The organism is Flavobacterium croceum DSM 17960 (assembly GCF_002917885.1).
GTDB classification, from domain to species: domain Bacteria; phylum Bacteroidota; class Bacteroidia; order Flavobacteriales; family Flavobacteriaceae; genus Flavobacterium; species Flavobacterium croceum.
Map to the genome: position 1 here is coordinate 66,049 of NZ_PQNY01000007.1, position 24,257 is coordinate 90,305.

23 protein-coding genes and 1 pseudogene are annotated in these 24,257 nt (G+C 31.9%); 7 read left to right on the top strand and 17 right to left on the bottom strand.

The window, feature by feature from the left end:
• The first annotated feature begins 133 nt into the window (after positions 1-133).
• Positions 134-1,927, top strand: coding sequence for a GNAT family N-acyltransferase (locus tag Q361_RS06565; protein ID WP_103725927.1), 1,794 nt, complete (start codon positions 134-136; stop codon positions 1,925-1,927).
• Positions 1,928-2,110: 183 nt separating this feature from the next.
• On the opposite strand, the pseudogene Q361_RS14030 reads toward Q361_RS06565, so the two are convergent.
• A pseudogene (locus Q361_RS14030) lies at positions 2,111-2,336 on the bottom strand (IS982 family transposase); the annotation flags it as partial.
• A 101-nt stretch (positions 2,337-2,437) separates the two neighbouring features.
• Here Q361_RS14030 and Q361_RS06575 point away from each other — a divergent pair.
• Positions 2,438-3,502: a porin gene (locus tag Q361_RS06575; protein ID WP_103725928.1), complete on the top strand. Its 1,065-nt coding sequence runs from the start codon at positions 2,438-2,440 to the stop codon at positions 3,500-3,502.
• A gap of 71 nt (positions 3,503-3,573) precedes the next feature.
• Here Q361_RS06575 and Q361_RS06580 read toward each other — a convergent pair whose 3' ends face one another.
• The 6 genes from Q361_RS06580 to Q361_RS06605 all read right to left on the bottom strand — a co-directional run bounded on the left by Q361_RS06580 (position 3,574) and on the right by Q361_RS06605 (position 8,639).
• Positions 3,574-3,990 (bottom strand): arsenate reductase ArsC, encoded by a 417-nt coding sequence (locus Q361_RS06580; protein ID WP_103725929.1) that lies wholly within the window; start codon positions 3,988-3,990, stop codon positions 3,574-3,576.
• A 179-nt stretch (positions 3,991-4,169) separates the two neighbouring features.
• On the bottom strand, positions 4,170-4,658 hold the full coding sequence (locus Q361_RS06585; RefSeq protein WP_103725930.1) for an SMI1/KNR4 family protein: 489 nt from the start codon (positions 4,656-4,658) through the stop codon (positions 4,170-4,172).
• 72 nt (positions 4,659-4,730) lie between these two features.
• Complete coding sequence (locus Q361_RS06590) at positions 4,731-5,564, bottom strand: arsenite methyltransferase (protein ID WP_103726006.1); 834 nt, start codon at positions 5,562-5,564, stop codon at positions 4,731-4,733.
• An 11-nt stretch (positions 5,565-5,575) separates the two neighbouring features.
• Entirely contained in the window at positions 5,576-5,902 is a 327-nt protein-coding gene (locus Q361_RS06595) for an ArsR/SmtB family transcription factor (protein ID WP_103725931.1), read from the bottom strand.
• 75 nt (positions 5,903-5,977) lie between these two features.
• Positions 5,978-8,281: a M28 family peptidase gene (locus tag Q361_RS06600; RefSeq protein WP_103725932.1), complete on the bottom strand. Its 2,304-nt coding sequence runs from the start codon at positions 8,279-8,281 to the stop codon at positions 5,978-5,980.
• A gap of 7 nt (positions 8,282-8,288) precedes the next feature.
• Entirely contained in the window at positions 8,289-8,639 is a 351-nt protein-coding gene (locus Q361_RS06605; protein ID WP_103725933.1) for a hypothetical protein, read from the bottom strand.
• A 272-nt stretch (positions 8,640-8,911) separates the two neighbouring features.
• Here Q361_RS06605 and Q361_RS06610 point away from each other — a divergent pair, with 272 nt between their 5' ends.
• Positions 8,912-9,235 (top strand): single-stranded DNA-binding protein, encoded by a 324-nt coding sequence (locus Q361_RS06610; protein WP_103725934.1) that lies wholly within the window; start codon positions 8,912-8,914, stop codon positions 9,233-9,235.
• Positions 9,236-9,390: 155 nt separating this feature from the next.
• Positions 9,391-9,858, top strand: coding sequence for a hypothetical protein (locus tag Q361_RS06615; protein ID WP_103725935.1), 468 nt, complete (start codon positions 9,391-9,393; stop codon positions 9,856-9,858).
• A 7-nt stretch (positions 9,859-9,865) separates the two neighbouring features.
• Here Q361_RS06615 and Q361_RS06620 read toward each other — a convergent pair whose 3' ends face one another.
• The 3 genes from Q361_RS06620 to metG are packed head-to-tail and all read right to left on the bottom strand — an operon-like array spanning position 9,866 to position 13,282.
• Entirely contained in the window at positions 9,866-10,498 is a 633-nt protein-coding gene (locus tag Q361_RS06620; protein WP_317047134.1) for a chloramphenicol acetyltransferase, read from the bottom strand.
• Positions 10,488-11,180: an HAD family hydrolase gene (locus Q361_RS06625; protein ID WP_103725936.1), complete on the bottom strand. Its 693-nt coding sequence runs from the start codon at positions 11,178-11,180 to the stop codon at positions 10,488-10,490. The genes Q361_RS06620 and Q361_RS06625 overlap by 11 nt, the downstream gene beginning before the upstream one ends.
• A 44-nt stretch (positions 11,181-11,224) precedes the next feature.
• Positions 11,225-13,282 (bottom strand): methionine--tRNA ligase, encoded by a 2,058-nt coding sequence (gene metG, locus Q361_RS06630; protein ID WP_103725937.1) that lies wholly within the window; start codon positions 13,280-13,282, stop codon positions 11,225-11,227.
• Positions 13,283-13,488: 206 nt separating this feature from the next.
• Here metG and Q361_RS06635 point away from each other — a divergent pair, with 206 nt between their 5' ends.
• Entirely contained in the window at positions 13,489-14,445 is a 957-nt protein-coding gene (locus Q361_RS06635; protein WP_394335850.1) for a S66 peptidase family protein, read from the top strand.
• 40 nt (positions 14,446-14,485) lie between these two features.
• Here Q361_RS06635 and Q361_RS06640 read toward each other — a convergent pair whose 3' ends face one another.
• The 7 genes from Q361_RS06640 to panC form a co-directional block, all read right to left on the bottom strand.
• Entirely contained in the window at positions 14,486-16,102 is a 1,617-nt protein-coding gene (locus Q361_RS06640; RefSeq protein ID WP_103725939.1) for a DUF4139 domain-containing protein, read from the bottom strand.
• A 27-nt stretch (positions 16,103-16,129) separates the two neighbouring features.
• Positions 16,130-16,792, bottom strand: coding sequence for a hypothetical protein (locus tag Q361_RS06645; RefSeq protein ID WP_103725940.1), 663 nt, complete (start codon positions 16,790-16,792; stop codon positions 16,130-16,132).
• Positions 16,793-16,910: 118 nt separating this feature from the next.
• Positions 16,911-18,269, bottom strand: a complete 1,359-nt coding sequence (gene radA / locus Q361_RS06650; protein WP_103725941.1) for a DNA repair protein RadA — start codon at positions 18,267-18,269, stop codon at positions 16,911-16,913.
• Positions 18,270-19,421, bottom strand: a complete 1,152-nt coding sequence (locus Q361_RS06655) for an alpha/beta hydrolase (protein ID WP_103725942.1) — start codon at positions 19,419-19,421, stop codon at positions 18,270-18,272.
• Positions 19,422-19,544: 123 nt separating this feature from the next.
• Positions 19,545-20,504, bottom strand: a complete 960-nt coding sequence (locus Q361_RS06660; RefSeq protein ID WP_103725943.1) for a lysylphosphatidylglycerol synthase transmembrane domain-containing protein — start codon at positions 20,502-20,504, stop codon at positions 19,545-19,547.
• A gap of 2 nt (positions 20,505-20,506) precedes the next feature.
• Complete coding sequence (gene panD, locus Q361_RS06665; RefSeq protein WP_103725944.1) at positions 20,507-20,857, bottom strand: aspartate 1-decarboxylase; 351 nt, start codon at positions 20,855-20,857, stop codon at positions 20,507-20,509.
• Positions 20,858-20,870: 13 nt separating this feature from the next.
• Positions 20,871-21,749 carry a pantoate--beta-alanine ligase gene (panC, locus tag Q361_RS06670; protein WP_394335851.1) on the bottom strand — a complete coding sequence of 293 codons (879 nt, stop codon included), beginning with the start codon at positions 21,747-21,749 and terminating at the stop codon, positions 20,871-20,873.
• Between the two features lie 76 nt (positions 21,750-21,825).
• On the opposite strand from panC, the gene Q361_RS06675 reads away from it, so the two are divergent.
• Together Q361_RS06675 and Q361_RS06680 are read left to right on the top strand one after the other, a co-directional pair.
• Positions 21,826-22,629 (top strand): glycogen/starch synthase, encoded by an 804-nt coding sequence (locus Q361_RS06675; RefSeq protein WP_103725946.1) that lies wholly within the window; start codon positions 21,826-21,828, stop codon positions 22,627-22,629.
• Positions 22,630-22,634: 5 nt separating this feature from the next.
• The gene (locus Q361_RS06680) at positions 22,635-24,245 is read left to right on the top strand and encodes a DUF4270 domain-containing protein (RefSeq protein ID WP_103725947.1); all 1,611 of its coding nucleotides are present in this window, start codon (positions 22,635-22,637) and stop codon (positions 24,243-24,245) included.
• Positions 24,246-24,257 lie beyond the last annotated feature (12 nt).

Consider the following 24,257-nt stretch of genomic DNA (forward strand, 5'->3'; position numbering starts at 1 on the left):
AAAAGTATTAAAACCTTTATCAAAAACCAATCAAAATGCATTTACAATTCAAATATATCGATACTCTATTCAATTTTCGGCTAGAATTGCTATATTTGTTTTTTAGTAATAATTTATACTATTTTTTTAAAGAATGGGTCTAGTCACTGCAAAAGAAGTTGCCAAAGTAATAAATACAGATAAATACGGCGTATTTGGTACGTTTTCTGGTTGGTTGCTTATGAAAGTGCTCAAAATATCTACTTTAAACAAAATTTATGATAGAAATAAACATTTAAGTGATATAGAATTTTTAAATGCTATTCTAGACGAGTTTCAAATAAAATTTGAAGTACCCGAAGAAGATTTAAAAAGACTACCCAAAGACGGCGCTTACATTACCATATCCAATCATCCTCTAGGCGGTATAGATGGCATATTATTACTAAAGTTAATGCTCGAAAGAGAACCAAATTTTAAGATAATAGCCAACTTTTTACTTCATCGTATAAACCCGATGAAGCCATATATAATGCCTGTTAATCCGTTTGAAAACCACAAAGATGCAAAATCTAGTGTGGTAGGTATTAAAGAAACATTAAAACATCTTAGTGAAGGAAAACCTCTCGGAATGTTCCCAGCTGGAGAAGTTTCTACCTACAAAGACGGAAAATTGGTTGTAGATAAACCTTGGGAAGAAGGAGCAATAAAAGTAATTAGAAAAGCACAAGTACCTGTGGTTCCTATTTATTTTCACGCAAAAAACAGTAAGCTTTTTTATTTACTTTCCAAAATAAACGACACATTACGCACAGCAAAATTACCAAGCGAATTACTGACGCAAAAAGACAGAGTTATCAAAGTGCGTATTGGAAAACCCATTTCGGTTGCAGAACAAAATGAACATGAAACGCTAAACAGTTATTGTGATTTTTTGCGCAAAAAAACATATATGCTTGCCAACTCGTTTGACAATCAAAGTAAATTGCTTTCTGTACCTTCATTAAAACTACCAAAAGAGCAAAAGCAAATAGTAAAACCCGCCAATCACGATAAAATACTCGAAGAAATTAGCAGTGTGAAAAATGGAGATTATAGATTGTTGCAAAGTAAAAATTACGAGGTTTACTTGGTTACAGCAGATAAAATACCCAACATACTACACGAAATTGGTCGCTTGCGTGAAATAACTTTTAGAGAAGTTGGAGAAGGCACAAACGAATCTATAGACTTAGACCAATTTGATCAATATTACCACCATATGTTTTTATGGGACGATGAAGCACAAGTTATTGCAGGGGCTTACAGAATGGGGCTTGGAAGTCAAATATACCAAAAGCATGGTATAGAAGGTTTTTATTTGAACGATTTGTTTAGGTTTGAACCCGAATTGTATTCTATGATGTCGCAATCTATAGAAATGGGTAGAGCTTTTATAATTAAAGAATATCAGCAAAAACCGATGCCATTATTTTTGTTATGGAAAGGTATTGTTCACACCACACTTCGCTATCCAGAACACAAATTTTTAATAGGCGGTGTAAGTATTAGTAATAAGTTTACAGAGTTCTCCAAATCGCTTATGATTGAGTTCATGAAATCGCATTATTACGACCCTTATGTGGCTCAATATGTACATCCAAAAAAAGAATTTAAAGTTAAGCTAAAAGACGCCGATAAAGATTTTGTGTTTAATGAAGCGGAAGCCGATTTAAATAAGTTTGATAAAATTATTGATGAGGTAGAACCAGGAACATTAAGACTTCCAGTTCTTATAAAAAAATACATCAAACAAAATGCCCGAGTAGTAGCTTTTAATGTAGATCCGCTTTTTAATAATGCTGTAGACGGTTTAATGTATATACGAATTTCAGATTTGCCCGAAAGCACAGTGAAGCCCGTTATGGAAGAGTTTCAGGCCGAATTGGAAAAGAAATATAAAGGTTAAAAAAATCAAAACACATATTTGAATATTCATTAACATAATTGGCTATTCATAACAGTCAAAAACCACCTATACCTTTCAAATTTATTTACAGAATTGAATTATTTTTGTATTAAAAAATAGTTTTGAGAAAATTCAGAATTAAAAAATATTCAATATCAATACAATGTTTACTAAGTAACGGGAGTTCGATATAAATTTACATACAAACTCAAGATAAAAAGTTTTAAAATTTCTATACCCTGAAATATGAAAAAGAACCTGAATTGTAATAACTTCTGATAAAATAAATTTGATTTACGAATGCGTTTTTTTCCACCTGAAATCATTTGATTTTCCCAGCTCAGAACAAATTCTTTACAAAACTCATCAATAGAACAAAAATCTGTGTGATTTTATCTTGCGAAAGCATAAGCAAAAGTTTAGTGTTTATTTGAAAATAAGCACTTTAAATATAATGACTTTTGCTTTTTTATGCAAATTATATTATAAAATTATATCGAACTCACGTTAATGAAGCAAATAATAATAACATTTTCAACATTTTTACTATACACAGCAACGCTAATTGCACAAAATGATACTATAAAACCACTTGTATTTCAAGGATATGGCGAAATATATTATAGCTACGATTTTTCTAACCCTCAAAATCACGAAAAACAAAATTTTATTTATAGCCATAAACGACATAATGAAATCAATCTAAATTTAGCATTTGCTAAAGTAGCATACAACAAAAATAATTTACGAGCTAATGCCACTTTAATGATTGGTAATTATGCTCAATACAACCTATTGACAGAGCCAACTTGGGCTCAATTTATTTATGAAGCCAATGTTGGATTTAAAATTTCTAGAAAACAAAATGTTTGGTTAGATGCAGGAATTATGCCTTCGCATATTGGTTTTGAGAGTGCTATAAGTGCAGATTGTTGGACATTAACAAGAAGTATTCTTGCCGAAAACTCTCCTTATTACGAAACAGGCATTAAAATTTCATACACCAATCAATCTGAAAAACTCAATGCTTCATTTTTGGTTTTAAATGGCTGGCAAAAAATAAAAAAACCAGATTATATTCAAAACCCATCATTTGGTGTGCAGCTAAATTACAAACCAAACACTAAATTAATATTGAATTATAGTAATTTTATAGGAACAGATAAAGCAGATAGTATTCATTCATGGCGATTATTTCATAATTTGTACGCAATTTACAAACCATCTAAAAAATTTGGTTTGATTGCTGGTTTTGATTTTGGCACAGACAAATTTAATACAACCGATTATGGTATTTGGTATTCTCCTGTATTCATTTTGCAATATAAACCAAAAGAAAAATACAACATTGCTTTACGCGGAGAATATTACAACGACAAAAAACAAATTTTAATTACAACCAATACTCCAAGCGGATTTAATACATTTGGAGTATCAACAAATTTTGATATGCAAATTAAAGAAAATCTACTTTGGAGAATTGAAGCAAAAGAATATTTATCTGAAGATAAAATTTTCAATAATCACAATGCTAATTTTACGTTATCAACTTCATTAGCAATCAAATTTCAGTAATTTTAAACTTAAAATATTGAATTAAAGAGAGTGCAACTAGTTGAATTTGTTGTCTGAATTTTCGGAGTTTTTTATAAAATATAATCGCTAACAAATGTTCTACAAAACGCTTTAATTTGATTTCTAGACTCTCTAAAACGTTCTTTACTTTCAGCTTCAGAACCTACAAATTTTGATGGATCTTCAAAATTTTTATGTACTATTTTTGATTTTACAGGAAAATAAGGACATTTTTCTTTCGCATTATCACAAACGGTTATTACAAAATCAAATTCTATATCTAAGTACTCATCTACATGATTTGAAGTTTGATTAGAAATATCTATACCATCTTCCAACATGGTTTGTATTGCCATTTTATTTACGCCATGTGTTTCAACTCCAGCGCTATAAACAACTGCTTTATCTTCTGCAAAATATTTTAAGTATCCTTCTGCAATTTGGCTTCTACAGCTATTTCCCGTACATAAAACTAATATCTTTTTCATCATAAATTTATTGTAACAACCAAATAGTATTTGTAATTGTAATAGAGATGCAAGAATAACGCTACTAGGCTTCAAGAAGTGGCAAACTTGTTTTTACATTACTATAAAAAACTTACGAAATAAAATGTGAATTTACCACATTTTTCCCATTCCTCGAAACCGCTGTTTGCAGTAGTTGTTTATTTTTCGTATTCGTTAGTTATAAATTCTAATACATCTTCAAAGTATTCATTTAAGTTTTCAAACGGATGTTCGCCTGGGTACCAATTTGCGAACTTCCAATATTTCCATTTTTCGTTTTCATTACTCGGAGGTAACAATAAAAAGTATTGTTCTTCATTTATTCCACCAACAATTATTGCATTTTCTAATTCAACTAATACATAAGCTTGAATGGTTGAATTATCAATGTTTTTCAAAAAATCTATTCTCTCAACATTTTCAAAGCTTGGTTCAATATCATTAGGCGCAGAGAATCCATTTGTAATCTTTAAAAATGTTCTGTAATCATCAGGAAATTTTACGCCAAGTTCAGTTTCCTTTTCAATTATTTGATTTTCAGTTGCTGCTATATTTCCGAGCCAATTATTCTTTATTTGTTGAGAAGTGAAATTAAAATTTTCATATTTAATTGCTTTTTTAGAAATTTCGATTAATATAGTATTCATATTATGAATTTTAGCACATTTTTTCTACAATTATTGCCAATAATAAATTTACGACGTTTTGTAACAAACATATTAACAACATGCTGTTTGACAACATGTTTTTGGTTTTTCTCCATAAACTGTAATGCTGTAAATACTATTTTTGTTTGATTTATAAAGATTTATTTCATCTTCGTTAAGGTAGTTTTTCAAAATATCGTCGGGTATAATGATAGGTTTTTCTTTTTGAATTGTAATGTTTGTAAACCCAGCATTTTGTATTATTTGCAAATAATCGGTTTTTTGTATAGCACTTGCCACGCAACCGGCATACATTTCAGCTGCATTTTTAATAGAATCTGGCAATTCTCCAGTAAGTACTATATCTGAAATACTAAAATGACCGCCTGATTTAAGTATACGAAAAACTTCTGAAAAAGCTTTGGGTTTATTCGGCACTAAATTCATAACGCAATTACTCACAACGACATCTACTACATTTGCAGTGATAGGAATGTTCTCGATATCTCCAAGTCTAAATTCAACATTGTTAAAATTTAATTTTTCTGCATTCTCACGAGCTTTTTGTATCATTGCTTCTGTAAAATCAACACCAATCACTTTTCCTGCCTCTCCTGTTTCATGGCGCGCTACAAAGCAATCGTTACCTGCACCACTGCCTAAATCTACTACTACATTACCCGTTTTTATTTTTGCAAACTGTGTTGGTAATCCGCACCCTAGTTTTAAATCTGCCTCAGGATTATAGCCAGCTAACTGGTCATAATCATCAGTCATTATATTGTATACTTCACTACTACAACCGCCACTTCCACAACAAGATGAAGCATTGGTTTCATTATCTTGTAAAGCAATTTCGGTATATTTTTGCTTTACCATTTCTTTAATTTGTTCGTTATTTTCCATGTGTATTTGTTTTAGCAACATTCTTTATTCGAAATTTTATTTGAAATAGTGTTAAAATAGTTTTGAAGCCTACTTATTGTTGTTTCATCTATACAATAACAAATAGTATTTCCTTCTATAGAACCTTTTATTAAACCTGCATTTTTAAGCTCTTTTAGATGCTGTGAAATGGTTGGCTGAGCAAGAGGTAGTTCGTTTACAATATCGTTACAAATGCAGGCATTTACTTTTACAATGTATTCTATAATTGCTATTCTTGCTGGATGACCCAATGCTTTGGCTATTAAAGCTATTTCGTTTTGCTTTTCAGTAAAATGTTCTGTTTTTGTTATTCCCATTACAATATGTTTATATTGCAATATTACGATATATATTTTAATTGTAAACAAAAAGCCAATATTATTTTTTCTTGATTATAAACTAGGCTTAACTTTTTGCTTTATTACAATGGCATTATTTAGTACAAAAGGCTTAGCAATCATATTTGATGGACGTTGAGGTAAACTAAACAGAGTATTGTTTAATAAATCGAACGAACTTTCTATTAAAGTCATGTCTAAATGTTCATCTACAGGAATAGAAAAAGCTATTTCTAACGGTTCTTGATTGCTTGGGTAATAACTAATTATTTTTTCGCTTGTCTTTGCTGAAATATTACTTTTAAAGTCAATGCTTTTTACACCGTTTGCTATAAGATTGCTTAGGTTTTTATTTTTACAGAAAATATCATACCTATTTACATTTCTGTTAGGAGTAATACGTATTGTATAAAGATGTTTTGACCCAGCAATGCTGTCTTTTTCAAAAGTAATAGTAGGTTTTGCAATAGGCTTTACAGTAGTTTGATTCATATAAGTATATTCTGAACCGTATTTACTATATAGTTTTTCGGTATTTAATAGTTTGGCTTGTTGAGGTTTATCGCCTAAATAGGCTTTTGTCCAAGTATCCAAGATATTGTCGTAGGTAGCGTAGTAAGCTTTATTCTGGTCTGCCAAATAAACATAATTAAGACTATTGGGTTTAGGCTGGCTATTGGTAAATTCTGATTTTGTATGAGCCTTTACAAGAAAAGAAATGCTTAACAAAGCAAACAATGTTGCCAACCATTTTTTTTGTATAAAGTTGCCTAATATAGGTAGTAGCAATGCAAATGTTAAAGCGGTTAATATTGTACTTGCAACCAAAAATTTTAAACCCAAGCCAATAGGCAACATTTGGATAAAAGGCACTAAAATAATTATTGAAGGAATAGAGCAAATAAGATTAAACACCATGTTGGGTTTTTGAGTAAAAATATAATATCCCAACATAAGTATACTGCCAATAACAGGTAAAATAAAATAGCTTCCGCCAGGCAATTTATAAGCTATAAATGCATTGATTATCAACCATAAAAATAACGGCGCAATAGTATACTGCTGTTCGGTATTTTTAATGTAATTTTTGCGGTATATATAAAAGCAAATACCAAGAGCACCACTTATAAAAGCATACAAATACTCATGCCCATTGTAAGTAAAGCCGTGTAGTATTTCTGTGTATTGAGGATATAAAAGTAATAGTAGTTTCCAACCTACAAACCCAAAGATTCCACAAGCAATAATTGCGATGAATAAAGGCACAAAACCCTTTATTAGTTCTGGAAATTTAACTAATTGTTTACCCAATCCAAAAATAATAACAATAAAAAACAGAGCTATAACGCCAAAAAGTAAAGGCAAATTGTAACTAAAAGGATAGTGTATAAATCGAAAAGGAACATTAAAGTAAACCTCATCTTCAGTAGTGTTTAAAGTACTTAGATTCTTATTTGATAAATGGTGTAATAAAGGCATTAAATAACTACCTTGATGAGCTAGAGTAGTTTTGCTTAGGTTTTGTGCATTATCTAAACTTGTATGATAGTAGTAATGACTGTCTATAAATGCAAAATTATAACCTTGTATATTGTTGTTTTCTCGAAATACAGTCAAATCTGTATCGTTGGGCAACATTTTGTAAATACTATACATCAAGGAATTGGAAACTGGAAATTTTACTTGAGCATCAGCAAAATTTTCAATCATTTTGGCGTTTCCTTTATTGGTTTCCAAGAGCATATAGCTTGGCCCCGAAGCGCCACGAGCTTCAAAATTTAGTATAACGCCAATGTTTTTTGCCCAAGGATGTTGTTGCGAAAACAAAGCGGCACCATTAAGTCCTATTTCTTCAGCATCAGAAAATAAAATAATAATGTCATTTTTATGTGGTGTTTTACTGTGTAAAAAAGCACGAATCTCTTCGAGTATAGTAGCAATACCACTTGCATCGTCGCTTGCTCCCAATGAGGCATTGTGTGGAGCACTATCGTAGTGTGAAAGCAATAATAATGCTTTAGAATTTTGAGTACCTTTTATTTTTGCAATAATATTTTTTGCTTTTACCAATGTTCCTTTTTCTGTCATTACAAAACCTTCTTGAATACTAGGTTGTAAGCCTAAATTAAGAAGTTCATTTTGTAAATAAACAACTACTTCGTCATGGTTTTTGGAGCCAACATAATGTGGTTTTTTTGCTATTTTATAAACAATATCCATGGCCCGTTGAGTCGAAAATTCTTTAAGAGGTAATTTATCTTCTTTATCATAATCTTGAGGCATCATAAAGTAAAATACTCCAAATAATAGGGCTATTATAATGATAAGAGCATAAACGGTTGTGTAGTTTTTTTTCATAAAAACATTATAGGTCTTTTCTTACCAGCATGAGATAGTCTGGGTCTAAATACATATAACCTTGCTCGTAAACAAAGTAGTAAGTATTTCCGCTTTTTGTTTTAAGTATGTTGGTGAAATACTCAAAATCAAAGCCTTTTGCACTCAATGCTGTTTTACTAATTTTGGTTTTATTATCCATGTTTGTGGCGGTTAATATACGATAATTTTTTCGTAACTTGTTGTTTACGTTGCGCATATAGTTGGTGCTGTCTTTATTTATTTTATTGTTAAATGAATTTCGACAGCCATCGTTACAAAATTTTTTATCTTCTCTACCAATAATTTTTTCTCCGCATTCTAAACAATTTTTACTCATGGCTTTTATTAAATGGGTTGTTACTTTTATGAATAATTAAGTTTCTTAACTATTTGTGTAAATATAATTAAAATGTTTTGATATTTAGCGTTTTGTTTTTGAGTTGATTACAACATAATTATTTTGAATTTATCTCAACCATAATCGACCACAAACGACTACAAACGGTTTTAATTGTTTATCTACCGACTAGCGATTGCTTTTCTTCAAACCTTTGCCATGTCGATAACAAACCGACACAAACATAGTTAATCATTTAATTTTTATAAACCATGAAAAACAGAGTACAACTAATTGGACACGTAGGGCAAGAACCAGAAGTAAAAACAATTGCTGGAGGCAAAAAAGTAGCACAAATATCGATAGCTACAAATGATTTTTATTACAAAGAAAATGGCGATAAAGTAGAACAAACCGAATGGCATCGTGTTACAGCTTGGGGTAAAACCGCAGACATAATTGAAAAATTTGTAAACAAAGGCAAAGAGGTAGCTATAGAAGGTAAACTCTCGTACAGAAGTTATGATGACAAAGAAGGAAATAAAAAGTACGTAACCGAAATAACTGCTCATGAAATACTTTTATTAGGGAAATAATTACACCAATATTTTACAAAATCAACTACTTTTTTCAAGCAGTTGATTTTGTACTTTTTATCAACACTATATCGTTGTAGTGATTATATCACTTTGGTTTTAGTATAAAAGTTCTTACTTTTAATAAGAAAATAGTTACACATAACACCTTTATTATGAGAAAGATATTATATACACTACTATTTATTGTTTTTATAAGTAATATCGCAACAGCACAAGTGGGTATCAACACTACAACGCCACTAAGTACTCTAGATATTAATGGTAATTTGAATGTTAAGGAAATAGGCATTGTAAATTCAAATGTAGCTGGTTCCGCAGTTTTTTATGGTGGTTCTCCAGGATCTGCTACTCCAATAGATGATGGAGTTTACATTTCACTCACTCCAACCTCTGGGAGCGATGAATTTATTTTGCCCAATGCTGTAAATGTTCCAGGTAGAATTTATATGTTACGCAATGTTTCTAATAGTATAAATGCTAAAATTTACTCTTTTGGAGGGCAGTTTTTTGCTAAAGATTCGAGTACAGCCACAACGAGCCCACTTAGTTTATCTGCAACTACAGTTACTAAAACAATTATTATTGTGAGTGATGGTCAAAACTGGACGTATTTTTTCTGATAACGCATCAAGAATTTAGTAGTTCTTGAAGTTTTTCAACAAAAACACCTACATGATAGCCATCTACCAATCCATGGTGCACATGGATGGAAACAGCCATTGTTTTTTTATTGTCAATATCAATTAATTTTCCCCATGAAATTTTAGGACAACTATCTGGATATGAAAAACCTCTAGCATGAGACAAAGCTGAAAAATCAACCCAAGGTAAAGCCGAAAAATGAATTAAGTTTTCAGGAAAATCCAATTTGGTAAATAAACCTGTTGTTTGCTCAATACGATTGATTTCATCTAAAACAATACTCTGAAAAAGCTGTAAATCTTTATCAAACTTCATATACGAAAAACCAAAAGTAGTATCGTTACGCATTACTGTTGCCGAAGCATCTATTGTATCAAACAAGTACACATCGTTGTTTAAAATGCGTAATTTAAAGTTTTCAACACTATTTACGGCGCATAGCGTTTGATATAAGTAGTATGTAAAAAAAGAAATAGACAGCGATTTTGCCTTATGGTAAGCTTGTGTAACATCTAAAGTAGTAGTAATGCCCCAAAAAGGCTCTTCCATTTTACTGAAAAATTCAAAATGTTCTTTTCTGTTCCAAATTTCTAAATCTATTTTGGTTTTAATTGACATGCAACAACGCTAGAATTTGATTGATATGTGAGAAAGATTTAAAATTTGGGTGTTGTATTTCAAAATCAATTTTTTCATATTCCCAAGTAGTGTGATATGGTATGTGTATAGCATATCCCCCTAAATTTAATACGGGCAAAACATCAGATTTTAGTGAATTTCCAATCATTAAAAAATCTTGAGGCTGTATATCTAGCCTGCCTAACATTTTTTCGTAATCAACTTCTGTTTTATCACTCATTACTTCTATATGATGAAAAAAAGCACCTAAGCCAGAGTCGTGTAATTTTCTATGTTGGTCTTTTAAGTCGCCCTTGGTAGCTACAATAAGCTTGTATTTTCCGTGTAAAGCGGTTAATACTTGCTCTATCTCGGGTAGTAATTCTACAGGTTTTAACAATAAGTCTTTGCCTATTTGAAGTATTTTTTGAGTAACTTTACCGCTTAATTGAAAATGCGTAAGTTCTAATGCAGCTTCTACCATTGATAGTGTAAATGCTTTAATGCCAAAACCATAAATAGGTAGATTTTTAACTTGATGGTTTAATATTAGTCCTAATATTTCTTGTTTTGAGGCATAATCTTGAAACAGTTCGCAAAAACGTTCTTGCGCTTCATCAAAATACGGTTCGTTGTGCCAAAGCGTATCATCGGCATCAAAGGCGATTACTTTTATATTCATAATTTTAAAAAATAAACCCTCGATTGCTCGAGGGTGTTTATGTTTTATCCTATTATTGCTCCGTTTGAAACACCCTCTGTATCTGGGTTTACAAAAACCAATTTACCTTCTGGCGTATTGGTTAGGAGCAACATACCTTCGCTTTCTACACCGCGCAAGGCTCTTGGTGCAAGGTTTACCAAAACAGTTACTTGTTTTCCAACAACTTCTTCGGGGGTGAAATGTTCGGCAATTCCAGAAACAATAGTTCTTACATCAATACCTGTATCTACTTTTAGAACTAAAAGTTTATTTGCTTTTGGCATTTTTTCGGCTTCAATAATAGTACCTATTCGTAAATCTACTTTGGCGAAATCTTCAAAAGTTATGGTTTCTTTTTGTGGTTCTGCTTTCATATTTGCTATTTTGTTGGCTTGTTTTGAAGCTTCTAGTTTATCTAATTGTTTTTGAATATCAGCATCTTCAATTTGTGCAAATAAAATCTCGGCTTCTCCTATTTGATGTCCTGCTTTGGTTACATTCCAATGCTCAAATTCTAAGTCCCAACTATTGGATTGTATATTTAAAATTTTACACAATTTAGCCGATGTAAATGGCAAAAACGGTTCGCACAATGTGGCTAATGCCGATGCAATTTGCAAAGCAACATACATTTGTGTTTTTACTCGCTGTTCATCGGTTTTAATCATTTTCCAAGGCTCTTCGTCTGCCAAATATTTATTTCCCAATCGAGCCACATTCATCATCTCACCTAGGGCTTCTCTAAATCTATAACGCTCTATAGAACTAGAAATTACAGCAGGATAAGCTTTTAATTCGGCTAAGGTTTGTTCGTCTACTTCCAAAAATTCGTTTGGTGTAGGCACAATTCCGTTGTAATATTTATGGGTTAAAACGACTACTCTATTGATAAAATTTCCAAAAATAGCTGCCAATTCATTATTATTTCTTGCTTGAAAATCTTTCCAAGTAAAATCGTTGTCTTTGGTTTCTGGAGCATTTGCTGTAAGCGCGTATCGTAGAGCGTCTTGTTTGTCTGGAAAATCTTGTAAATATTCATGCAACCAAACAGCCCAGTTTTTGGAAGTAGACAATTTGTTTCCTTCCAAATTTAAAAACTCATTAGCAGGTACATTATCGGGTAGAATGTAAGTACCTTCGGCTTTTAACATAGCTGGAAAAATTACACAGTGAAAAACAATATTGTCTTTCCCAATAAAATGTACAAGTTTGGTATCTTCTTTTTTCCAATAATCTTTCCAGTTTTTTCCCACTCTTTGCGCCCATTCTTTGGTAGAAGATATGTAGCCAATTGGTGCATCGAACCAAACATATAGTTTTTTTCCTTCGGCACCTTGTACTGGCACATCTATTCCCCAATCTAAATCACGAGTAACTGCTCTTGGTTCTAAACCACCATCAACCCACGATTTTACTTGTCCGTACACATTGGGTTTCCAATCATTTTTATGACCTTCTAGAATCCATTCTCTTAAAAAAGTATCATACTCGTTTAAGGGTAAAAACCAATGTTTTGTTGATTTTAATACAGGCTTTGAACCCGTAATGGTCGATTTTGGATTGATTAAGTCGGTTGCGTTTAATGTAGAACCACATTTTTCACATTGATCGCCATAGGCTTCTTCGTTACCACATTTTGGGCAAGTACCTATTACAAATCGATCGGCAAGAAATTGATGCGCTTCTTCGTCATACAATTGCTCTGTTGTTTCTTCAATAAATTTTCCAGCATCGTATAATTTTCTAAAAAATTCTGAAGCCGTATCATGATGTATTTGTGCCGAAGTTCTCGAATAATTATCAAAAGAAATACCAAAATCTTGAAACGATGTACGAATAATACCATCATATTTATCAATTACTTCTTGAGGAGTAATACCTTCTTTTCGCGCTTTCATAGAAATAGCAACACCGTGCTCATCACTACCACAAATAAAAGCTACATCTTTTCCTTGTAAACGTAAATAGCGAGCATATATATCTGAAGGGACATAAACCCCCGCCAAATGCCCAATGTGTATTGGCCCATTTGTGTAAGGTAGTGCCGCTGTAATAGTATATCTTTTTGGATTTTGTGTCATGTTTATTAAAATTATCTTGCAAAAATAAGTTGTTTTGTGTGGTTTTTTAGCATTTGATATTTAAAATAATAAAAATTATTTTTTTGAATAATACAGCATATATATAGCACTCTTTTTGTTGCTATAAGCAATACTTATAACCGCTTTTTGTATCAAACAAAACAAATAGATTCTATTTTTTATATTTGTAAACATTACAATCAAGAATGAAAATATATATTTGTTTACTCGTATTTCTTTGCTATAACCTTAATTTTTCTCAAAAGAAAATGATTTTTCCACCCAATTTGAAACAAGGCGATACTGTAGCCATAGTTGCTACAGCCCGAAAAAACATTGAAGACAATCTAGGCCCTGCAATATCATGGCTAAAAAAATGGGGGCTTAATGTGGTAATTGGTAAATCTATAGGGCTTGATTACCATCAGCTTGCTGGAACAGATGAGCAACGTGCTGCCGATTTACAAACACAATTGGATAACCCGAATATTAAAGCTATTTGGTGTGTTCGGGGTGGTTATGGCACTGTGCGGGTTATAGACCGACTTGATTTTACAAAGTTTAAACAAAACCCAAAATGGATAATCGGTTTTAGTGATGTTACAGTGTTGCATAGTCATTTGAATACTATGGGATACGCCTCTATTCATGCTATTATGCCGGTAAGTAGTAAAGCAAGCGAAGAAGCAAAAGAAACATTGCGAAAAGCACTTTTTGGAGAACCTATTTCTTATACATTACCTTGTGAACATTTAAACAAGTTTGGAGTAGCAAAAGGAGAATTAGTTGGAGGAAACTTGTCTATTTTATATAGCTTATTTGGTTCACCATCGGCTATAGATTGTAGCGATAAAATACTTTTTATAGAAGATTTAGACGAATATTTATATCATATAGATAGAATGATGATGAATTTGAAACGCAATGGTTGTTTGGAAAGTTTAAAAGGAATTATTGTAGGAGGAATGACCAAAATGAGAGATAACGAAGTGCCTTGGGGTAAAAATGCCGAGCAAATTATAGACGATATTACCAAAGAATATAACATTCCTGTAATTTACAATTTTCCTGCGGGTCATTTGGCAGATAATAGAGCTTTGATATTGGGAAAACAAGTTCGTATTGAAGTAAATAATTACGAAAGCAACGTAATTTTTGAATAAAAAAAGCGGCTAAATACGAGCCGCTTTTTAGGATAGTGTCTTATAAATTATCTATAATTTTATCTTTTGGATATTTTACTTTGTAACTTATTCTGAATTTTTTGGATTCGTTTGGTTCTAGTTTTACATCCCAATTAAATACTCCAATTTCTTCATTTATTTTTGCTTTACTGCTTTCTAAAACCTCTACTTCAATTTCTTTGTCTGTACTTAAAGGATATTGATCTTTAAGCAATAGAGTTACCGATTCTTTTTTGTTGTTACGAACTGTAATATCGTAAGTAAAGGTTTGTTCTTTGTAATTTGATAAAAATTTTATGCCCGATTTTTCGGCTACTTTTTCTCTTTTTATAGCAATTTTTTTGTCTCTTCCCATACTCAAACTTAAAGTATCTGTAGTTTGTGTAGGGTTTATATTTGTTTTTCCTACATACATTCCTTCAAAAATAATATTGGCTTCTCCTGGCAGCAAATTATATTTACCGTAGTCGTTTAATTCGGCAAGTAAAAAAGCTTCTTTATCTAGCTTTGGTACGGCATAATATTTATATTTTGCTGGCAGACTTATTTCTTTAAGAGCTACCGAATGCGCTTTACCATTTGATAAGATATCATAAGGAATATCAATATCAAAAGAAACATTAAGTTGGTTTTCGTTTATAGATGTGTAATTATTTATAGAAGCCGTTGGTTGTGATTTTAAATTCCCATTTCCTCTTATGCTATAAGCATTTGTAATTACCACTTCCTCAAGCTTTTCTTTTTTTATTTCATCATCAGAATAAGTATAAGGATTATTTAGTTTTAAATACCATTGCTGTAACAAAGGCGCTTGATTACTTTGATTTGGGTTTCCGCTCGATAAGGTAAGTTTTACTTTTTTCCAATCTACACCCGAATTTTGAAATACTCTAGCTTTATACATCATTTGTATAGGGTCTTTTACACTATTGGCTCTCAAATCGTAAAAAGGCGACCATGACGCTGTATTTGTAATATAGTTAAGGTCAAAATTTACCAAACCTGCTACATCATTCATCACTTGTACAATGAGTTTTCCCTGCGAATTTTGTTCTTCTTTTTGGGTATTTATTTCGAGTTTATTGTTTAATTTTTCTAATTTCTCAGCCCATTTTTGTTCTTTTTCGTTAAGCAAAGCCAGTTTTAAGTTCAACTCGGTTCTTTTGTTTTGGTAATAATCGGCAAGTTTAATAAGCTCTGCTACATTCATTCCGTTATTAGCACCTGCTACGGTTTGATTTTTATCTAAAAGCTCAACGGTTTTATTGGCAGAAACTTTTTCGGTTTGAATTTTTTGTATTTCTTTTTGAACAATATAAATGCTATCTCTCACTTTTTTTATCGCCGGATTGCTTTCGTCTATTTCATATTCTGAGATATAATTTTTTGTAAACTGTACCGAAAGTACAGTAACTGTACTTGGCGCCCCAATTTGTATTGTGTTTTCATTAAGATAATTGGCTACGTTTTTTATTACAATTTCGCTAGTACCTACAGGTAGGTTTACACTTGTGGTTTGCAAGAGTTCGGCAGCGTTAGTATATACAGTAACTGCTTTTACTTTGGCTGTAGAAAAAATAGGTTTTTGAGCAAAGCCACAAGCCATTATAAATAGAAATACAATGTGTTTTTTCATGTTTAGAAATATTAAATAGTTTATTTTTTATTGATAGATTACACCCAAACCGCCTGCTATTTTTACCGAAGTAAAATTGTTGGTGTCTATTTTTAAATCTTGATAAAGGATATTGTTTTTGATTTTTGATAAATCGAGTTCTATAGAAACATCTTGCTCTAGTGATTTTGTAAACAAAGAAATTGATAGCTGATTTTGGTTTTTTTCTAATGAAATTTCTACACTATATTCTCCTGTTTTTGGGTTGTATATTATGGGAGTTCCATAATTTATATACCCTTTTAAATCAGAATATTTTTTATCGATTAAAGGCAAATTGGTTGTTTTATCTAAAATTTTACCTTTTAGAACAAATTTAATAGTTTGATTTTTTGATGGTTGCTGTGCAATTTTACCTTTTACGAAATGTGTTTCGGTGGTTGGTGTTGTAGATTCTTGGTTTTGTGCCGAAATTCCTGAAACGGCAAGTAAAGATGCCGCAACAGCAGCATATTTAAGCGTTGTATTCTTTTTTGATTGTGCCACCAAATCGTATGTTTGTTCTAGTTGATACGGCAAAACTTGAGCACATATAGATTCGTTTTTGTGTGCCAAAATGTATTGTGAAATTTCTAAAGAAGAATTTTCTGTAAAATCAATAACATCTTTATTACATAACGAACAAAAATAGCCTTGAGGTATTTTTGACATATTTGTCAAATCGGCCTCACAAGGATTTGTAATTTCAATTTTAAACTTTTTCCCATAGGTTTACGCTTTTTAAATAAAGAGTACTAAAAAACTCAAAAGGTTGGAAAGAAGTTAAAAATTATCCAAAAAGTTCGCCTACTATTTCTTCTATTTTTGAAACTAAAACTACTTTAATAGCCGTGTTTTTTAAAGAAATTTTGTTGTATTTAGAAACATAAATGGTAGAAAAACCAAGTTTTTCTGCTTCTTGAATGCGTTGTTCTACTCGATTTACTGGTCTTATTTCGCCCGAAAGACCTACTTCGCCAGCAAAACACACATCTTTGCCAATAGCAATATCTTCGTTTGAAGAAAGTATAGCACCTACAACCGCCAAATCTATTGCGGGATCATCTACAGAAATGCCTCCTGTAACATTTAAAAAAACATCTTTTGTGCCCAATCTAAATCCTGCTCTTTTTTCTAAAACAGCCAATATCATGTTGAGTCTTTTGGCATTGTAACCTGTGGTACTGCGTTGTGGAGTACCATAAACAGCTGTAGATACCAAAGCTTGAATTTCAATCATTAAAGGGCGCATTCCTTCGAGTGTAGAAGCAATAGCCGTTCCAGATAGTTCTTCTTCTCGATGCGAAATAAGAATTTCTGAAGGGTTCGATACTTCGCGCAAACCAGAGCCTTGCATTTCGTAAATACCGAGTTCGGCTGTAGAGCCAAAGCGGTTTTTTAAAGCTCTTAATATTCTATACACATGGTTTCTATCGCCTTCAAACTGAAGTACTGTATCTACCATGTGCTCTAATATTTTTGGCCCTGCTATAGTTCCATCTTTAGTAATGTGACCTATTAGTAATACAGGCACATTGGTTTCTTTGGCAAATTTTATAAGTTCTGCCGTACATTCTCGTATTTGGGATATGCTTCCTGCGGTAGATTCTATATAATCTGTATGCAAGGTTTGAATAGAATCTATAATAACAATTTCGGGTTCTATTTCTTGTATTTGTCTAAAAATGTTTTGGGTTTTGGTTTCGGTAAGTATATAGCAACTATCACTATTTGGGTTTATACGTTCTGCCCTCATTTTTATTTGTTTCTGGCTTTCTTCGCCCGAAACATATAAGGTTTTATAGGGTAGTTGCAATGATATTTGGAGTAATAAAGTACTTTTCCCTATACCAGGTTCGCCACCAAGAAGTATCATCGAACCTGGAACAATACCGCCACCAAGTACTCTGTTAAGTTCTCCATCTTCTGTATTAAGACGAAGTTCTGCTGTAGCATCAATCTCTTTAATCTTTAACGGTTTGCTTGCTTTTGTGGTTTCAGATGTGGGTTTCCAAGCTTTTTTTTCTTCTTTTTGAATAAGTTCTTCTACTATGGTATTCCATTCTTTACACGCATTGCACTGACCTTGCCATTTAGCATATTGAGTACCACAATTTTGACAAAAAAAAGAAGTCTTTATTTTACTCATTTATTTTTTTATTTGTCCTTTTAGTTCATCTGCTTTTTCTAGCATCATGTCTTTGGTTAGGTCTCCAACTTCTGGAAGTGTAAAGGCTGTTTGGTAACTTTTTGCAGCTCGTTTAGCATCACCTAAGGCTTCGTAGTATCGAGCAAGATAATATTCGCCAAGCATTGTTTTTGGAAACATTTTGTTTGCCAATTGCGCTAACAATTCAAATTCGTTATTTGCTTTATTTTTTACAATAGCTGCTTCTATAGCTTGAAAATCGCTATAACGACCACTTACTTTAAAGCCTAAAGCTTTTTCGGAAGTTTCATATTTGTTTTTTAAGTAGTCTACATAACCACTCGTTAGGGTTACAATTTTTTCTTTATACTCGGCATTGGATATAGGTTGGTACGAAGAAAAAATATGATAAAGTGCATTTGGAATTGCGTGTAGTACTACAGAATAATGATTGGCGTTTTTAATTTCGTCAAATTTATAACTTACCGCAGGGTTTTTTAGCTCTTTGATGTTTGTGTCTAATGTTGCTATTTTTTCTTTGGTTTTGTTATTATCTCCATCGGCAACTGCCAAATAAAAAAAAGTTGGTCGTGGTATATTTGATAACCTAGACGCTACATTTTTCTCCATATCGAGAGTTAATTCTGGGCTAATGTTTATATAGGCATTAAATATAGGATTGTCTTTGTAAAGATAAAAATTAGAAAAAGCAGCCGTTACATCGTGTCCTGCAATAATTCTAAAAGGGAGTGTTTTGTATTTTGATTCAATGTAAGGTAATAGTTCACCGCCTAAAAACTCAAAAAATTGCGCACCTTTTCCGTGTGGCAAACCCGTTACTTCATCAATTTCACTGTCTTCATAGCGTTCGTCTTTTTGGTTTTGATAAACACCAACCACAATAAGTTCGGGTAAATCGTCCCAATAGTTGCTGTATCGAAGGGCACCATCAAAAGCGCTTTGCATATAGTCTCCATCGAGAACAATAAGTACTGGGTAAGCTTTGTTTTTGTCTTTTTTATAAGAAGAAGGCAATGTAATACTTATATCTCGAGTAGCGTTGAGTTTTTTAGAATAAATACTGTCCATTATTTTTTGAGAAAATCCTTCGCCAAAAAAGCAAAGTGCCACGAGTAACAAAATCTTTTTCATGTGTTTAAGTTTTTAGGTGTAATGATGTGTTCGTTCTCTTTTTCTGATTTACAAAAAACGAAATAAACAAAGCCGTATATTCTACATTTTCAAGTAGAATATAATAAGGGCAATATAGTAAATTTATTTTTTATTAAGAAGAGGTAATAAAATATAAGAAATTAGCCCAACACAAATAGTAAGTAACGTTTGTGATGTCCAAATAAGCCAACCAAATGCTGTACCTACATCGTTACTAATACCGTAGAGCATAAGTATTTTTGCAATAGAAAGAGGGTATGCCCCAAGACCACCATTTGTAAAACCAATGGCTAAACTTCCAAAAATAAAACCCATCACAACAACATCAAAACCTATGTTTTTGGTTTCGGGCAATGCAAAAATGGTAACATAAAACATAAGTAAATAAGAAAACCATATTAAAAATGAATGAAAAATATATTTCCATTTATCTTTCATTTTTAATATACTCATCATTCCCTCTACAAGCCCCGAAAGTTTTCTTTTGAGTTTTTGTATGATATTCCATTCGGCATAAATCCAAATAAGTATAAAGAGAATAAACAATACGACTCCCACAACAAGAAGGATTACAATATTTTGTAAAGAAATTTTTGAGAAAATAAAATTGTAAAGTTTGTTAAACTGTAGTGCAAACCCAAGTATTACAAACAAAAAGAAAACAATTAGGTCTACAATTCTCTCGGCTACTATAGTCCCAAATGCTTTGTCAAAAGGTACATCTTCGTATTTTTTAAGTAATGCTGCTCTAGAAATTTCGCCCGAACGAGGTATGGTTAAGTTTACCAAATACGACACGCAAACCGTCATTAAATCGTTTTTAAAATGGGTTTGGTAACCTAAATGATTTAGCGCATATTTCCATCGATACGCTCTAGACCAAAACCCAAACAAAGCAATAAAAAGAGATAGATAAATGTAAAAATAATCGGCTTTTTTAAAAATAGATTTTATATTTTGTAATTCTTGAGCCGTAAGTGTAGTGTATTGATAATAAATAATGCCTAAGCCCAAAAGCAAAGGTATTGACAAGCTAAAAAATTTCTTGATTTTGGAATTCACAATTAGGTTAAAGAATTGTCTTTTTCATTAGGAAAAACCAACCAAGGTTTGAATGATTTTGCTTTTTCAAAATCCATAATAGCATACGACATAATGATAATAATATCTCCTGCGTGTACTTTTCGGGCAGCAGGGCCATTAAGTGTAATTTCGCCTGAGTTTTTTGCTCCTTTTATAGCGTAAGTTTCAAAGCGCTCGCCATTGTTTACATTTACAATAGACACTTTTTCGCCTTCTATAAGGTTGGCGGCTTCCATAAGGGTTTCATCTATAGTAATACTGCCTATATAGTTGAGGTCTGCACCTGTAACTTTTACTCTGTGTATTTTAGATTTTACTACTTGTATTTGCATGTGGCAAAGGTAATTATTTTAGCGAAATAGTATCAATTAATCTAATTTTGTTTACAAAAACAGCTATGAATGCGCGGTAGTTTTTGTTTTTAGATTTTCTTTTACAAGTTTTTAAGTTGTCTTCAGAGGCTATTTCAAAATATTCTAATTCAAAAGTATTTTGTTTCTTTAATTGGTTTGTTACCCATTTGGAAACTTCTTGAGCAGATTTTGTGCCAAACATTTTTTTGGCCTGCATTAACGTTTTGTAAATTATACCTGCTTTGTTTTTTTCTTCTTCACTAAGCCTTTGGTTTCTAGAACTCATAGCTAGACCATTAGCTTCTCTGTAAATGGGGCAAGCTACTATGTTTACAGGTAAGTTTTGCTTTTGTACTAATTTTTTTACGATTTGGAGTTGCTGAAAATCTTTTTCTCCAAAATAGGCATGGTTGGGTTGTACTATTTCAAACAATTTTTTTACCACAGTACCCACACCATCAAAATGACCAGGTCTAAATTTGCCTTCCATTTCATGTTCTAAACCATCAAAAGAGAAGTGTTCCGAAACTGTGTTTCCTTCATAAATATCGTCTACGGTGGGTGCATAAACTAAAATTTTTTCGGAAACGGTTTTTATTTTTTCAAGATCTGCCTCTAATGTTTTTGGGTATTTTTTTAAATCTTCTGCATTATTAAACTGTGTTGGATTTACAAAAATGCTAATTACTGTAATCGAATTTTCGGCTACAGATTTTTCTAACAGTGATAAATGACCTTTATGTAAAGCGCCCATAGTTGGTACAAAACCAACACTGCTTTTTGGTGTTTTCAACGCCTCTATTTCTTCACGTAGTAATTCTTTTTTGTTAAAAACAAGCATGCTTTGCGGTATTAAAATGGGTACAAACATACTATTTTAGTAATTATCTGCATAAAATTTTGTAATTTTGCCTAATTTTTATTGAAAAAAACATAATACTTACCATATGGAAGATAAGAGGATATTATATGTATCATCTGAAGTAGTGCCTTATTTGGCAGAAAATGAAGTTTCGATGATGTCGTATGACGTGCCCAAAATGATAAACGATCAAGGCGGTCAAATACGAATTTTTATGCCTAGATATGGTAACATCAATGAGAGAAGACATCAGTTGCATGAAGTAATTAGATTGTCTGGAATGAATTTGGTGGTAAACGATGTAGATATGCCACTTATTATTAAAGTAGCTTCTATTCCAAAAGAGAGAATACAAGTATATTTTATTGATAACGACGAATATTTTAAAAGAAAAGCAACTTTTTCTGATGAAGAAGGCGCACTTTTTCCAGATAATGACGAAAGAGCCATATTTTTTGCCAAAGGCGTAGTGGAAACGGTTAAAAAACTCAATTGGGTTCCAGATATTATTCATGTACACGGATGGTTGGCTGCTTTGCTACCAGTTTATATGAAGCATTATTATAAAAACGATGCTTTGTTTTCTGAAACCAAAATTGTGAGTTCTATTTACAACCAATCTTTTGAAGGTGAATTGGATAAAAATTTTAGTTCAAAAATACAATTTGACGGTGTTCCACAAGATGCAATAGAAGCACTTTCTTCACCCACTTTTGAAAATTTAATGAAAGTTTCGGTAGCTCATTCCGATGGTGTAATCATAGCATCGCCAGAATTGTCATCAGGTTTAACAAAATTTATAGAAACTTCTGAAAAACCTTTTTTACCTTTCGCCCCTAAAGATGCTTTTGCAGAAGCATATACCAATTTCTATAAAAAATTGTTATAAAAATTATGAAGAAAATCTCAAAAATTGTTACGCCACTTTTTTTACTACTTTTTACTACCCTTTTATTGGTGTCTTGTGATAAAGATTTTAATGAACTAGGAACTGATTTTGTTGCAGATGATCATTACGGAATGTTAAACCAAAATTTTGATCTTGATATAAACAATAAAGCAACAGGAGCCGTTCAAACCAACAATTTACCAATTAACACATTAGGTTATTATAATGATCCTGTTTTTGGTAAAACTACTTCAAGCTTTGTTACAGAGCTATCATTGGGAACTACAAGTCTTGATTTTGTAAATATTAATACTATAGAAATTGATTCTGTTTATTTGTACGTGCCATATTTTTCTACACTTCAAAGTACAGATGCAACCACAGGAGATAGCCAATATACATTAAACAAAGACTCTATTCTTTCTAATAGTTCGGTAGAAAATGAATATACTAAAATAAGTTTAAAGGTTTACCGTAATAATTATGATTTGAGTCAAGTTGATGTTTCCGAAGGACTTCAAACCTTAAAAAAACATTATTCTGATGAATTGAATGATTTTACCAATGTAAATCAAGAATTGTTGTACTCTGACGATTCATTTGAATTTAAAAGAGATCAAATTAAAATAAAGAAAAATATAGGATTGTCTACAGAAGCTGTAAAAGAGCGTTTGGCACCAGGTATGTTTTTAGACTTAACACAAAATGACCCTGCCAAAAAAGCATTCTACAAACAACTACTTACTACAGGTAATCAATACGGGTATTTGGAAAACAATAATTTATTTAGAAAAAATTTATTTAGAGGATTGTTATTCAAAGCAGCAGCTTCTCCTTCAAGCCCCGAGGCAGGAACAGCAGCCAAAATGAATTTTGCACAAGGTAAAATTACTATAGTATACAAAGACGAAAAATCGAGTACAGATACTACCAAAGAACGTAAAACATTACTGTTAAATTTATCTGGAAACACCGTAAACTTTTTTGATAATCAAAATAGTTACACCGATAATGTGGCTACAGATGAGCTTTTGCTTAAAGGAGGAAATGGTTCTATATCTGTAATCTCACTATTTGGCGGAAATACAAACAGTACTTCGCCAGAACTAAATGCTATGCGTAGTAATAAATGGCTTATTAATGATGCAAGCATAACTTTTACTGTAAAATCGCCAAATACTTTGGCTCAAGTACCCAATAGAATTTATCTTTTTGATTTAAAAAACAAAAAACCAATTGTAGATTATACATACGACCAAACCACGAGCGTATTGACCTCAAAATACAATAAATACATACACGGAGGTATTCGTTATAAAGATGGAGATGATATTGTATACAAAATACGCCTTACCAACCATCTTAGAAACTTAGTAAAATATGCCGATTCTACCAATGTTAAACTTGGTTTGGTTGTTACAGAAGGTATAGGTAATACTACAAGTATGCAGTTTAAAAACCCTACACCAAATTACTTTGCAACAGGTCAAAGTTTAAAATACCTGCCTACAATGTCGGTAGCCAATCCATTGGGAGTAAAACTTTATGGTACAAACCCAAGTACCAATAATACAAAAAAAGTCAAATTTGAAGTTTGGTATACCAAACCTGAATAATTAAAATAAATA

Excerpts from the sequence above, each read along its gene's own strand:
- Q361_RS06565 (WP_103725927.1), top strand. The coding sequence starts at position 134 with ATGGGTCTAGTCACTGCAAAAGAAGTTGCCAAAGTAATAAATACAGAT.
- Q361_RS06575 (WP_103725928.1), top strand. The coding sequence starts at position 2,438 with ATGAAGCAAATAATAATAACATTTTCAACATTTTTACTATACACAGCA.
- Q361_RS06580 (WP_103725929.1), bottom strand. The coding sequence starts at position 3,990 with ATGAAAAAGATATTAGTTTTATGTACGGGAAATAGCTGTAGAAGCCAA.
- Q361_RS06585 (WP_103725930.1), bottom strand. The coding sequence starts at position 4,658 with ATGAATACTATATTAATCGAAATTTCTAAAAAAGCAATTAAATATGAA.
- Q361_RS06590 (WP_103726006.1), bottom strand. The coding sequence starts at position 5,564 with ATGGAAAATAACGAACAAATTAAAGAAATGGTAAAGCAAAAATATACC.
- Q361_RS06595 (WP_103725931.1), bottom strand. The coding sequence starts at position 5,902 with ATGGGAATAACAAAAACAGAACATTTTACTGAAAAGCAAAACGAAATA.
- Q361_RS06600 (WP_103725932.1), bottom strand. The coding sequence starts at position 8,281 with ATGAAAAAAAACTACACAACCGTTTATGCTCTTATCATTATAATAGCC.
- Q361_RS06605 (WP_103725933.1), bottom strand. The coding sequence starts at position 8,639 with ATGAGTAAAAATTGTTTAGAATGCGGAGAAAAAATTATTGGTAGAGAA.
- Q361_RS06610 (WP_103725934.1), top strand. The coding sequence starts at position 8,912 with ATGAAAAACAGAGTACAACTAATTGGACACGTAGGGCAAGAACCAGAA.
- Q361_RS06615 (WP_103725935.1), top strand. The coding sequence starts at position 9,391 with ATGAGAAAGATATTATATACACTACTATTTATTGTTTTTATAAGTAAT.
- Q361_RS06620 (WP_317047134.1), bottom strand. The coding sequence starts at position 10,498 with ATGTCAATTAAAACCAAAATAGATTTAGAAATTTGGAACAGAAAAGAA.
- Q361_RS06625 (WP_103725936.1), bottom strand. The coding sequence starts at position 11,180 with ATGAATATAAAAGTAATCGCCTTTGATGCCGATGATACGCTTTGGCAC.
- metG (WP_103725937.1), bottom strand. The coding sequence starts at position 13,282 with ATGACACAAAATCCAAAAAGATATACTATTACAGCGGCACTACCTTAC.
- Q361_RS06635 (WP_394335850.1), top strand. The coding sequence starts at position 13,489 with ATGAAAATATATATTTGTTTACTCGTATTTCTTTGCTATAACCTTAAT.
- Q361_RS06640 (WP_103725939.1), bottom strand. The coding sequence starts at position 16,102 with ATGAAAAAACACATTGTATTTCTATTTATAATGGCTTGTGGCTTTGCT.
- Q361_RS06645 (WP_103725940.1), bottom strand. The coding sequence starts at position 16,792 with ATGTCAAAAATACCTCAAGGCTATTTTTGTTCGTTATGTAATAAAGAT.
- radA (WP_103725941.1), bottom strand. The coding sequence starts at position 18,269 with ATGAGTAAAATAAAGACTTCTTTTTTTTGTCAAAATTGTGGTACTCAA.
- Q361_RS06655 (WP_103725942.1), bottom strand. The coding sequence starts at position 19,421 with ATGAAAAAGATTTTGTTACTCGTGGCACTTTGCTTTTTTGGCGAAGGA.
- panD (WP_103725944.1), bottom strand. The coding sequence starts at position 20,857 with ATGCAAATACAAGTAGTAAAATCTAAAATACACAGAGTAAAAGTTACA.
- panC (WP_394335851.1), bottom strand. The coding sequence starts at position 21,749 with ATGTTTGTACCCATTTTAATACCGCAAAGCATGCTTGTTTTTAACAAA.
- Q361_RS06675 (WP_103725946.1), top strand. The coding sequence starts at position 21,826 with ATGGAAGATAAGAGGATATTATATGTATCATCTGAAGTAGTGCCTTAT.
- Q361_RS06680 (WP_103725947.1), top strand. The coding sequence starts at position 22,635 with ATGAAGAAAATCTCAAAAATTGTTACGCCACTTTTTTTACTACTTTTT.